The sequence below is a fragment of the Streptococcus infantis genome (assembly GCF_047465035.1).
Taxonomy (GTDB): Bacteria; Bacillota; Bacilli; order Lactobacillales; family Streptococcaceae; genus Streptococcus; species Streptococcus infantis_T.
The window spans coordinates 73,616-86,630 of the sequence record NZ_JASHAQ010000008.1 but is presented as its reverse complement, the minus strand read 5'-3'; the positions used below and the strand labels follow the sequence as shown (position 1 = coordinate 86,630).

General features: G+C 38.0%; 12 protein-coding genes. All 12 read right to left on the bottom strand.

All coding sequences use genetic code 11. From position 1 onward, the window contains the following. Complete coding sequence (locus QM406_RS05295; protein WP_371607812.1) at positions 1-1,740, bottom strand: type I restriction-modification system subunit M; 1,740 nt, start codon at positions 1,738-1,740, stop codon at positions 1-3. A gap of 140 nt (positions 1,741-1,880) precedes the next feature. Then, the gene (locus QM406_RS05290; protein WP_414273630.1) at positions 1,881-3,050 is read right to left on the bottom strand and encodes a hypothetical protein; all 1,170 of its coding nucleotides are present in this window, start codon (positions 3,048-3,050) and stop codon (positions 1,881-1,883) included. A 23-nt stretch (positions 3,051-3,073) separates the two neighbouring features. Then, positions 3,074-4,144, bottom strand: a complete 1,071-nt coding sequence (locus tag QM406_RS05285; protein WP_414273629.1) for a hypothetical protein — start codon at positions 4,142-4,144, stop codon at positions 3,074-3,076. A 520-nt stretch (positions 4,145-4,664) separates the two neighbouring features. Beyond that, positions 4,665-6,035 (bottom strand): 23S rRNA (uracil(1939)-C(5))-methyltransferase RlmD, encoded by a 1,371-nt coding sequence (rlmD, locus tag QM406_RS05280; RefSeq protein ID WP_414273628.1) that lies wholly within the window; start codon positions 6,033-6,035, stop codon positions 4,665-4,667. Positions 6,036-6,109: 74 nt separating this feature from the next. After that, entirely contained in the window at positions 6,110-7,084 is a 975-nt protein-coding gene (locus QM406_RS05275; protein ID WP_414273627.1) for a DUF1002 domain-containing protein, read from the bottom strand. Positions 7,085-7,166: 82 nt separating this feature from the next. Beyond that, on the bottom strand, positions 7,167-7,769 hold the full coding sequence (locus QM406_RS05270) for a lysozyme family protein (RefSeq protein ID WP_414273626.1): 603 nt from the start codon (positions 7,767-7,769) through the stop codon (positions 7,167-7,169). Continuing rightward, complete coding sequence (locus tag QM406_RS05265) at positions 7,769-8,743, bottom strand: nucleoid-associated protein (protein WP_070460651.1); 975 nt, start codon at positions 8,741-8,743, stop codon at positions 7,769-7,771. Before QM406_RS05265 ends, QM406_RS05270 begins: the two co-directional genes overlap by 1 nt. Positions 8,744-8,750: 7 nt before the next feature. Beyond that, a complete protein-coding gene (gene glyA, locus QM406_RS05260) occupies positions 8,751-10,007 on the bottom strand; it encodes a serine hydroxymethyltransferase (protein ID WP_153225369.1) in 1,257 nt (418 codons plus the stop codon). Positions 10,008-10,074: 67 nt separating this feature from the next. Further along, a complete protein-coding gene (locus QM406_RS05255; protein ID WP_153225370.1) occupies positions 10,075-10,506 on the bottom strand; it encodes a GNAT family N-acetyltransferase in 432 nt (143 codons plus the stop codon). Between the two features lies 1 nt (position 10,507). After that, entirely contained in the window at positions 10,508-11,110 is a 603-nt protein-coding gene (locus QM406_RS05250) for an L-threonylcarbamoyladenylate synthase (RefSeq protein ID WP_414273625.1), read from the bottom strand. After that, positions 11,094-11,930, bottom strand: a complete 837-nt coding sequence (gene prmC, locus QM406_RS05245; RefSeq protein ID WP_414273624.1) for a peptide chain release factor N(5)-glutamine methyltransferase — start codon at positions 11,928-11,930, stop codon at positions 11,094-11,096. Before prmC ends, QM406_RS05250 begins: the two co-directional genes overlap by 17 nt. Further along, the gene (prfA, locus tag QM406_RS05240) at positions 11,930-13,009 is read right to left on the bottom strand and encodes a peptide chain release factor 1 (protein ID WP_001028810.1); all 1,080 of its coding nucleotides are present in this window, start codon (positions 13,007-13,009) and stop codon (positions 11,930-11,932) included. Before prfA ends, prmC begins: the two co-directional genes overlap by 1 nt. Between the last annotated feature and the right edge of the window lie 6 nt (positions 13,010-13,015).

Here is a 13,015-nt window from a genome sequence, read left to right as displayed (position 1 = left end):
TCACTCACCCAACAATTCTTTCAGATTATTTGCGATGAGCTCTTCAAGTTTCTTTGCCTCAGCACTTAATGAAGTGAACTCGGCATTCAAGGATAACATTTCTTCCTTAAACTCTTCCTCGGTTAATCCATCATCTTCTATCACTACACCTACATAACGACCTGCATTGAGGGAGTAGTCCTGTTCAATGATTCCGTCTTCACCATTCATAGGTGCAACTTTACAAAGGCCGATAACATCAGCATATACACCATCTGGGAATCTTTCCGTTAACCAATCAATCTGTGATTGCCAGTAATCTTTAGTTAGGACTTCTTTATCATCAGAAGATTCTGGAGCATTTGCAAGTTCTGTTTTATATTCATCAAGCAAGTCAACAAGAGCTTGTGTATCACCTTGATATAGTTTTGTTATTATGCCAAGGTTCTTAATCTGCTCATCTGAGAACTTTCTATGAGCACGGTCAATCTGAGTAAATATATTTCTGGCATCGATAAATAAGATTTCATTTTTCTTATCAGTGTTTGGCTTCTGTTTATCGAAGAACCAAAGAGTTGCCGGAAGTGTAACAGATGAGAACATATTTGAAGGAAGAGTCACCATTTGTGAAATAATACCTTCTTCAATCATTCTCTTTCTGATTTCATATTCTGAACCAGAAGCATCCGAAGCGGAATTAGCCATAACAAGAGCTGCCTTACCATGCTCATTTAACGCAGTGGCAAAGTAGCCAATCCACAAGTAGTTAGCGTTTGGTACTGTTTCTTTTTTATCTGATTTTTTCTTTGTCGATTTTGTCTTATTTCTTGGTACGCCATACGTATTGAAACGGATATCGTCAGAAACTTTCTCAACCACAACCTCATCAACATTAAAGGGTGGATTTGCCATTACATAGTCAAACTGTCCAAATGCATTATATGGATCAGAATAAAATGAGTTAGCTTGTGTAATATCTCCACGAATATTATTCAGAAGAAGGTTCATCTTTGCCAGTTTAACGGTGTCTGGTTCCTTTTCCACACCATAGCAACGGAATTTCATCTGTTCACTCTCGCTGGCATTGTGATTATGCATGTACCTTGCTGCCTGAACAAACATCCCTCCTGAACCACATGCTGGATCTAGGAACTTCTTTTCACCGGGCTGAGGATCTAATACTTCAACCATATATCTTACAACAGTTGCAGGAGTGTAGAATGTTCCTCCATCCTTACCTTCCGCAAGTGCGAATTTTCCTAAAAAGTATTCATAAATTTCACCAAAGATATCAATAGTGCTATTTTCAGGAATATCCTTGAAAATACGCACGATGTTAGAGAGAAGCTCTGGTTCCTCATCCGGAACAAGCTGTGCGTATACTTCTTTAGGAAGAACTCCTTCCATTCTAGGGTTTTCATCTTCAATAGCTTCCATAGCTTCCTTTACGATGATAGCTTTGTTTGCATCGTCCGGTGCGTCATTGATAAAGTCATAATAAGCACATCCTGGAAGATAGAATCCGCATTTTTCTATTGAGATTTCTTTCATGGATTTTTCCATACGTCCACCTTTAAGACGATTATACTCTTCCTCAATATCTTCCTTATGTTGTTTATATAAAATATCTGCATATCTAAGGAAGATAAGCCCGAGAATAGGCTGACCATATTTATTCGCAGCTAAATGCGCACTTGCACGAAGAACATCGGCAGAATGCCATAGTTTATCTTTTAATTGTTTTAGTTCTGTATCTTTCATTCCCTATTTTTCCTCCTTAATAAATTCAAGTACATCGTTAGGATAGGAGTACCGTTCAGCGATATACAGATACTCTCTAATTTATCTAATGCCATATATTTCCCTGTTGGAGTTATACTATGGAATGGAACTATTAAAATTTATTTAGTAAGTAAATTCCCTAACTCACTGCTCAATCTCTGCTTTATAGAACAGAAATCAAGCCCCTGAACTTTCTCTGCACGTAATCTAATTTTTTCTTCAGTAGTATAAGAATCTAACTCATCTTGAGTGAAAAAATCTTTTGCATCATATCGACGTATAGGTATAATTATTTTATTATAATAAACCAGCATTTTAATAGGATTGGCTCGTAATACCTCGGCCAACCCAGAATCCGCAGTTGCAAAATAGTGGAGATAAATCACATCTGGGTTTTCAATACAATTTAATAAAGTACTTTGCTCCAATAGTCTTATATGAAAAATATCCCATGCTGTATTATGTATTTTATCAATTAACTTATCAGCCTTTAACTGCAACTTTTTAAATATTTCTTGAACCGCACTATCATTTTTCAAAAAAAGTATTAATAAAGTCATTTCCAATTCTAAAAATACGCATAAATCCTCAATACAATAGCGTTTAAACTCAGCCACTTTAGCTTTTGTAGAAAGATTTTTTGTATTTTTCAAAATGAATGCTTTCAATATATAGCAACACACTGCCTCATAATGTTGTATCACCTCATCATTACTTAGGTAGTATTCTGCATCTTCCCAGATTTCTTTCATCCAAATATATTTATCTGGTTTTAGAGTCTGAGGCACATTAGATTGAAATACTTCAAAATTAATGCTATCAAAATAAACATAACTTTCAATCATTTTAGCTAATAATTCACGATTTATTGGGGTGGTATATCTTTCCATTAAAGCAGTTGAAATATTATTTGTTAGACGCAACGATTTAATCTCGTGTAAAAATCTAATTAAATTCTCCTTATCTAGGATATTTCTTCCTCTATATAAATCATGTATGTAAGTAAAAATGTTTAGGTCGTAATTGACAATTCTAGCAACGGGTAAGAAATTATCCTTAGCATTCACAGTATTTTTATCAATAACCCAAATTTTTTGGTAATCTCCCAAACCAATCAGATTAAACTTTCCATAGCTAAATGATTTGCCTATATTACCAAAATTTGACTTTTCTTCATCAAATAGAAAAACTCTACACTTATGAAGGTTCCATCTATTGAAAACTTCCATTTTCTGTATGGTCGTTTCACAATTAATTATCTCCTGAATAAAAGGATATATTTCATCCATAAGCGTTTAACCTCAAAAAAAACTCAGTTGTCTTGTTCATAACAAACAACTTCTTCCCAATAATCATACTCATCACAAATATACAACATTGCATTAAGTAGCTTCAAAAACTCTTGTTCTTCTATTTCTTTCTCCCACCTACCATGTCCAATCATATGTCGATTTGGTTCATCAAGTGTAAACCTATTTGTATCTTTGAAGAAACGATACAGCCAGTGCATCAGTCCTACATCGCTAAACGACTTATCAATAAATATATTATCAATTTCTTTAATCGCTCGGTGACCTACTGGTATTTTTTTCTCTAATGAAGTCAATTCTGAAATTCTATTTAGCGCACCATCAATTGCCAAACTCCCAAGAGTGTATGCTGCATAAAAGTTTTTATTAAAGTAGCAGTCAACCATTGATTTTACTAGGGGAGCCGAGTAACACGGCGAATTTTGTAAGGAAATAATAAATTTCTCATTTTTTAGTTTATCCCTAAGCAACTTAATCCATTCGTCCTCCAAGGTATTCCATTCCTCAGCAAGTATACGCTGATAAACATTTCTGTCACGAAAATAAATAACCCATCCATTTTCTGCTAGCAGTTGAACTCGAGATATAATCTGCTCGATTTCTTCTTGTGTGTAAATCGAAGGCAGTGATTTTAAAAGTTCATTGATGCCACTAAAAATCTTTGAATAATCAATTTGATAGCTAGCAATTAAATTTTTTGCAGAATCTGCAATGTTTTGAATTGCTTGCAAGTGTGTGCTTGATAACGTTTTATTGTACGAAGCAATCACTTCTGACATGACATTAATAGCGTTTTTGTCCACTTGAATTAATGAAGGCAGACTTACTAAAGGAGTCGTCAAATTAGCAATATTCACTAATTTAGCTGAACTTAATACATTTGAAGTTGCAATTAATTCTGAAATAATGTTAGCATTTACAGTTGCTTGAAAGTTACTAAAGGTATCAGCCAAAACAGAAATAGCTGCAGTATTTTGTCCCAATTTTATCTTCTCAGAGAGGTTTGTTGAGCTGTCTAAGGCAATTTTTATAGAGTCTTTTTCAACTTTCTTCACTTTATTACTATCAGTCATTTCGTCCTTCCAAAACAGCTTATTCATATTGTTTATTATACCACTAAAACCCAAAAAGACCTTAACCATTCGGTCACAGTTACTGACAATTTTATCTTAGTCCATCTGTCAAATTTTCCCTTTCTATGTGCTAATTATTCTGTCCAATAACTAACACATAATTAGCACATTAAAAACTATTTTATTTTCTGAACTAAAAATTTTAATCGTTAACTGAAATAATATTCTAAAAAGTTTTTGACTCCTGTCAGATTGTAAAACTTACTATAAAATTGCTTGATTTCCTGTAAGAATATAAACTACTATACTACTTCTACTTCGCTAATGCCTCAGCTCATACAAGCAGTGATACCACTTCGACATAATGCGTTTGTGGGACTCAAAAGGTTTGGGTGAACCTTTTGAGGATTAACTGCGTTTTACCAACAAACTCACACACTCAGCGGTTCGCTGTTACCGTATCGTTTCGTCGTAAACTCCTTACTCTACGACAGCTATCCCATGGACAGATCATCTTTTTCTACTTCGCTGATGCCTCAGCTCGTACAAGCAGTGATACTGCCTCAACATGATGCGTCTGCGGAAATAAATCAACCGGCTGGACTTTCTTCAATTTATAGCCCAACTCTTGATAGAGTTTGATATCACGTGCCATAGTAGCCACATTACAGGAGATATAGGCGATACGGTCTGCTCCTGTTTGGGCGCTGGCTTTGATAAAGCTTTCGGTCAAGCCCTTGCGTGGTGGGTCGACTAGGATGGCAGTTGGTTGGATGCCTTCCTTGAACCAATTCTTCATGGCATTTTCAGCTGTATCGCAGACATAGTGGGCATTGGTGATATTGTTTAATAAAGCATTCTTCTGGCTATTTTCTACTGCTTCTGAAATAACCTCTACTCCATAGACTTCCTTGACATGCTTAGCGACAGATAAGCCAATAGTCCCAATGCCTGAGTAGGCATCAATAACCACATCATCCGACTTCAACTCTGCAAAATCAATAGCCGTTTGATAAAGTTTCTCTGCCATTTCGGTATTGACCTGGTAAAATGCTGGTCCAGAGATTTGGAAATCATTGCCCAACATTTGATCAGTAATGTAATCTTGACCATAAAGCGTACGCCATTCTTTCCCGAAAATGGCATTGGTATTTTGGTCATTGATATTCTGCATAACAGACACAATTTCTGTAAATTGCTTGATTAGTTGTTCAATCAATTGTTCTACTCGGAAAACTTTAGGACGAGTTGTTACCAAAATGACCATGATTTGTCCTGAATGATGACCACGACGGACTACAAGATTGCGAATCAAGCCAGATTGTTCTTTTTCATCATAAGGCTTCAAATCATAGCGGCGAAGCAAATCTCGTAAAGCCACAATAACCTGGTCAATAACTGGATCCTGAATGTAAAAATCTTCCAATGGCATAAGGTCATGAGAATTCTTACGGAAGAAACCAGTTTCTAGAACACCATTAACACGACGAACAGGTACCTGAGCCTTGTTACGATACTTGATAGGATTTTCCATACCAAGAGTATCAGCAACCTCTACATCTGAAATTCCAGCAATCTTATAAAGACTGTCTTTTACTTGTTTAGTTTTAAACTTAAGTTGCTCTGGATAAGCTAGATGACCTAGGTCGGCGATTCCAGAACGCAAGTAAGCCAAATCTAAGTCTTGATTACGATGTGGAGATTGCGCAAGGTATTCCTCAACCTTACCAAAGCCAATTTTCTTGTTGACTTTAAGGACACGCATGAGGATTTTCTCAGTCGGTAGAGCATTCTCTACAAAAAAGACCAAGCCATCTACCTTGGCAACACCTGCTCCTTCATGTGTCAAATCGACAATCTCTACTTCTACAATATCATTTTTCTTTAACATAATTTTCACTTTCTATCAGCCGACAAAAAAAGACGGCAACTGTTCTGTTACCATCTATTATACCATGAATTACCCTAAGCACCAAAACTCTTGAAAAAGTTTACAATTGCTTGCCAAATAGCACTGAGGATATTGCCACCGTCTTGAATAGCTTTATTAGCATCAAAGTTAAGGTCTATATTGCTAAAACTATCTCCTGCTTGCGCGACGATACTTTGTTTCAGATCCTTTAGAGTCTTTGTGAAATCTTCGTTATTGAGAATATCACTCTTGGAAAGATTGAAGGCAAAGTTGATGATGATATTAATCTGATTTCCTGTTATAACCTGATCCAACTTATAATTTTTCAACGTATCTTCAACAATCTTACGAACATCATCTTCAGTAAGCTCACCCTTAGACTCTTTAGCTTTAGCGATAGCAGATTTGATATCGGCAAGGGCTACATTGAGTTTATTGGCATCATAGCCTGATTTGTCCTTGTTTTCATCGTTAATGTCTGACAAGGCTTTTAGCTCTTCCTGAGCTAGGTCTTTATTTTCTTGAGGAAGTTGAACACCATTAGCTTCTAGCGAATAGTAAATACCTGCTAGGGCACTTTCACCTGTTACAGGGATTGGTGCAGCTACGGTGATGCGCGCATGCTCCACACCCAAGGTAACGGCCGCATTACGGTACATGTCTTGGGTCACTTTAGTGATATTTTCAGGGGTTTCAATCTTCACTTCAAGTGGAGATTTTTCACCTAATTTTTGAATTTTTGCAGACGAATAGAGCTGGAGACTAGAGTCATTAGCGACGTTCATAATCTTTGAGTAGACATCTGGCGTCATAGTCTTCAATTCTTTGGTATCTGTAGAGGCGCTATAGCCGAGTTTTTTTAATGTTTGATTTTTTTGATCTTCAGTGAGAGAAGAACCCAAGACGTACTCAGGTTGAACATAAGTTTCATCAATTACTTTTTGAACATCAGTGGCTGCTTGAGCGCTTTGCAAAGTTGCAACTGCTAAAAGAACTGCAGCACTAGTCAGAAAGAATTTCTTTCGCATGAGACGTTCCTCCTTTTCCTATCTAGGATAGTCTATTAGCCTTAAAGAAAGCTTATAAAAACACCTAGAATTTTCTAAGTGCTTAAAATAGATTAAAAAATTTAATAATATAGAGATTTAGTTGAACCTGTCTAGAGTAATAATAGTTCCCTCCATCTACATAAAGTTCTCCACCTTGAAAGATGGAAATTGGATTGACATATCGATAGGTTTTTCCAGTTGTATTTCCTAAAATCGGAGCAACGGTATCTCTTGAGTATTGTTTAGCTAGGGCAAGGGTATTTTCTTTCCCATTTTGGGCGATAAAATCAATATAAGCAGGTCCAAAGTTATAGGCCTGTACAGCAGTCCAAACATCTACACCCTTTTCTTGAGCTAAATAAAGATTCTCTGTCAAGGTTTGAATTCCCTGACGAATACTACTCCTATTGTCAGAGATTGTATTTGTCGTACCGCTAGCAGACTCACTGGACTGCATCACGTCACTTTCTTTACCTTTGGTTTCGGTATAAATCATGGCCAAGACTAGTTCTTCATTTGCTGGCGTATCTTGCTCACTTAAAACTTCTCGTACCAAGGATTGATAGGTCATGACCTGCTTCACATCCTGATACATATGAAAAAGTTTATAACCAGTAAATAAGATAAGAACAAGCACCAAGACCCTTCTTATAAATTTAAACATTATTTGCTTTGTATATCCTCGATGTTTTTGATTAAGATAGAGTAGGTTCCATTGTCATTTTGGATAAATTCGACCGACTCAGCATCTTGGTAAATATTATTGGGTACTATTAATTCGATCCCATTTGACAGAGAAAGTTTTTGGTTTTCAAATTTCTTTAATTGGCGACTGGCATCGATTTCATCAAATTGAACTGGCTCTGGCACTGCTTCCTTGACTTGGTCAATAAAGCTAAGACGTGCAGTGAGATTGTTATCAAAAAGGTCATTTGCCAATTTTTCTGGAGACAATTCATTGCTTTCTTCAAGATTGTTAAAAATAGCAGACTTGACCTTAGATTGAAATTGAAAATCATCTGTATTAAATGTTTCAGCAATTCTCTGAGCCGTTTTTTCCAGTTCCTTGATTGACTTCTTAGGTGAAATTTTGGGCTGAGCCTGAATCAGATTCTCAGAAAAATAGTTCAAAAAAGTTCCGTTATACTTGATTCGTTTCTCAATCAGGTGATATTTTCGGCTTTGAAGATTGACCACCAAGGCCTCGTCAGCCCCTGTACCAAATCCAGGCAGGTTATTCTGAGTCAGCTTGATTGGATTATCAACCTCTCCACCCAGATGGGTTAAGGTCTCACGCAGGGCAATTCGCAAGAAAGCAAAATGTTCCACTCCTTCTTTAGAAAACTGCACAAAAATCAAGTCATTGGTCTTAAGATTTTCAGAAATGCTGAATTCCTCTTTCCAGAGATTAGCCAGCGTCACCGATGTCTCCAACAAATCGTCTGTGATGTGATTGAAGAAGGGATTTTCTTCTTCGAAAATCCCAGTCTTAGCTTCATCTGAATACACACGTTCGATTTTCTTGCGTAGGTATTCCTCGATTTTTGGAGTGATATTGAGAAATTTATCCGCTAGAAACAACTCTGTGTCATCCGGGCTGAACTGATGGATAATAGCTTTCTTAATATAAATGTCCATAAAAATTTTAGTCCTCGTATAATGGGAAGGCATCTGTCAAGGCTTTGACATCGCTTCTTACTTCATCTAAAATAGCTTCATTTTCTGCATTCTTAAGAGTTTTAATGATAAGTTCAGCCACTTTACGACTTTCTTCTTCACCAAAACCACGTGCAGTTGTTGCTGCTGCACCGATACGAATACCACTTGTCTTAAATGGTGACAAAGTTTCGTATGGAATTGAGTTTTTATTTAGGGTAATATTGACCTCATCTAGCAAGTTTTGAGCAACTTTTCCGTTTTCTACAACCTTAGTTACATCAACTAGAAAGAGGTGATTTTCAGTACCACCAGAGATAATACGGAAATCAGGGTCTTGCAAGAAGACTTCTGCCATAGCCTTGCTGTTCTTAATAACATTTGCTGCATATTCCTTGAATGCTGGATCCAATACCTCTTTAAAGGCAACAGCCTTAGCAGCAACAACGTGCTCTAAAGGACCGCCTTGAATACCTGGGAAAATTGCTGAATTTATTTTCTTAGCTAGTTCCTCATCATTAGTCAAAATCAAACCCCCACGTGGACCACGAAGGGTTTTGTGAGTCGTTGTTGTTGTGATGTGAGCGTATGGCACTGGACTTGGGTGAAGACCAGCTGCAACCAAGCCAGCGATATGAGCCATATCAACCATGAGCTTAGCTCCAATAGCATCAGCAATTTCACGGAATTTTGAAAAGTCGATAATTTGAGAATAGGCTGAAGCACCTGCTACAATCAATTTTGGTTTTACTTCTTGAGCTTGTTTCAAGATGGCGTCAAAGTCTAAAAGTTCGGTTTCAGGATCAACACTATATGAAACGAAGTTGTAGGTTTGACCTGAGAAGCTAACAGGAGCCCCATGAGTCAAGTGTCCACCTGCTGCCAAATCCATCCCCATAACGGTATCACCTGGTTCAATCAAGGCCATGTAAGCCGCACAGTTGGCTTGGCTTCCTGAGTGAGGTTGGACATTAGCGAATTTAGCGCCGAAAATTTCTTTTGCACGTTCAATAGCTAGAGTCTCTACCACGTCTACTACATCAGTTCCACCATAATAACGGCGTCCTGGGTAACCCTCGGCATATTTGTTTGTCAAGATAGACCCTTGAGCTGCCATAACAGCCTTGGAAACTACGTTTTCCGAAGCAATCAACTCAATGTTATTTTGTTGGCGTTCTTCTTCTTTGGCAATAGCATTCCAGAGATCAGCATCGTATGCTTTAAAATCATCTTTGTCAAAAATCATAGGTCTTCTCTTTTATAGTGTGACAGGTCTTTTAGTTTGTTTTTACAACAAGAATATAAAATCCAAACTAAAAAATGCGAATAAACCGTTTCTGCGTCTTATCGCAGGTATAACCAACTTTTTCATAGAAAGCATGCGCACCTAAACGATGGTCTGCAGAATTTAAGCGAATAAAGTTATAGCCTCGTTTTTTTGCTTCTTGTTCCAATCCTTGGAGCAAAGTTTTTCCGATACCCTGACCCTGTGTTTGAGGCAAAACAGCTAAAGCTAGGATATTAAAACCTGGTTTTGAATAAAGGGATTCATAAACCTCGGCATGGACATAACCAAGTAAGTCATGGCTGGTCGAATCCTCGAAACCCAGTAGGTAGTGATGAGAGTCCTGAGATAACTTAGCTAGTTGACTAGACGTTTCCTCTAGACTAAACGAATAACCTAAAGCTTCTTTATTAATCTCACAAATAGCTGCAACATCTGTTGTTTTCAAATCACGTAGCATATCATACCTCCTCAAAAGGGATTTTAGGTAGCTTGGCAAGAATGTCTTCTTGAGTGATGGAACCTTGCCGTAAAATTTTTACCTTGTCACCAGATAGGTCTAAAATAGTCGAATCCTGACCTGTTAAAAAAGCATCATCTTCTAGTCCCAAGACCTCTTGGTCAAAGTCTTGAAGAATCTTGTGAAAATTAACTCCACTTGATTGCCCTGAGATATTGGCAGAAGGTCCTATTAAGGGGCCAAACTCACGAATCAATTCCAGAGTTACAGGATGACTCGGCATGCGAAATCCAACTGTCGTCAAGTCTGAATTGACCCAGTAAGGAACCTTGTCATTAGCTTCTAAGATAATGGTCAAAGGGCCTGGCAAAAAACTTTCAACCAGTTTATTGAGATAAGGTGGCTGATTCTTAGAAAAGTTCAAGATATCGTCTAAACTTGCGACATTGAGATTGAGCGCCTTGTCTCTAGGACGACGTTTGAGCTGGTAAACATGGTCAACTGCCTTTTTATCCAAAGCTTTTGCAAAGAGACCATAAACTGTTTCTGTCGGCAAAACTACAGCTCCACCATTTTCAAGCTCTTTCTTAATTTTCTCCATCATCAACAACAACCATCCTATCTTGGCCAAATTGGTCTTTCAGAGTACGAACTCGTTTCTCTGGAAGATTTTCCATAAAGAGAGCGGGCACACTTTTTCCTTGTTTGTAGCCAATTTCAAGATAAATCTTACCACCATCATTTAGAAAGTCCTTTGATTCTTCCGCAATTCTGCGATAGATCGCTAGACCATCCTCATCTGCAAAGAGGGCTAAATGTGGCTCTGAATGGAGAACATTCAAACCTACTTCTGCCTCATCTACTCGAGATATGTAAGGTGGATTGGATACAATTATATCATATTTTGAAGAAATTTCGGAAAAACAGTCAGATTTAATAAAGGATAATGTTAGACCTTGATTATTAGCGTTTTCCATCGCCAAATCCAAAGCATCTTGAGAAATATCGGCAGCTGTGATTGTCCAATCAGGTCTATTTTTAGCTAAGGCAAGAGCGATAGCACCACTCCCTGTTCCAATATCCAGAACTTTAAGATTTTCCTTTGGATTCTCAGCCAGGGTGAGCTCCACTAGTTCTTCTGTCTCTGGACGGGGAATCAAGACCCGCTCATCTACTTTTAACTGCATTCCAAAGAATTCAGCATGACCGATAATATACTGGGCAGGTATATGATTTGCCAATTTCCTATAAATGTCCTCTACAAACTGTCTTTCTTTCTCTGAAATTTCTTGCTGAAGAGCAAAGACAAAGTCTGTAAAAGATAGATTTTTCAGGCCACGATATACAAAGGAGAGGCTTTCAGCTTCCTCTCCTTGTGCTATCAACTTTTCCTCAAAATCCTTAAAAATTTGAGCTAATTTCATTATTTGTTTAATTCTTCTAATTTTTGAGTTTGGTCGTAAAGAACCAAGGCATCCACAACTTCATCGAGTTTACCAGACAAGATAGTATCAAGTTTTTGAAGAGTCAAGCCGATACGGTGGTCTGTCACACGGTTTTGTGGGAAGTTATAAGTACGGATACGTTCTGAACGGTCACCAGTACCGATAGTAGACTTACGCTCTGCGTCCTGCTCGTCTTGAGCAATTTGAGCAAAGTGGTCAGCAACACGCGCACGAATAATCTTCATAGCCTTCTCACGGTTCTTTTGCTGGGTACGTTCTTCCTGCATTTCAACCTTGATATTGGTTGGCAAGTGAACGATACGGACGGCTGTCGCAACTTTGTTGACGTTCTGTCCACCAGCACCTGACGCGTGGTAGATATCCACACGAAGGTCTTTTGGATCAATATCGTACTCTACTTCTTCCACTTCAGGCATAACAAGAACTGTTGCTGTAGAGGTATGAACACGCCCTTGGCTTTCTGTCACAGGGACACGCTGTACACGGTGGGCTCCAGACTCATACTTGAGTTTAGAGTAAACTGACTGACCAGAAACCATGGCAACCACTTCTTTAAAACCACCAACACCATTCATAGATGCTTCCATGACTTCAAAGCGCCAACCTTGGGCTTCAGCATACTTTTGATACATGGTTAGCAAATCACCAGCAAAGAGGGCGGCTTCATCTCCACCAGCAGCTCCACGGATTTCTAGGATAATGTTCTTATCATCGTTTGGATCTTTTGGAAGAAGCAAGATTTTCAGTTTTTCTTCGTATTCTTCTTTTTCAGCCTTAGCATCTTTCAATTCTTGCTTGGCCATTTCTTCCAAGTCAGCATCTCCGCCTGATTCTTTAATCATCTCTTCGGCATCAATGATATTTTGAAGGACTTGTTTGTATTCGCGGTAGGCAGTTACAGTATCGCGAGTAGAAGCTTCCTCTTTTGAAAGCTCCATAAAACGCTTGGTATCAGAGACCACATCCGGGTCACTGAGCAATTCTCCCAATTCTTCATAACGGTCTTCTACAGCTTGTAGTTGATCATAGATGTTCATTTTTTC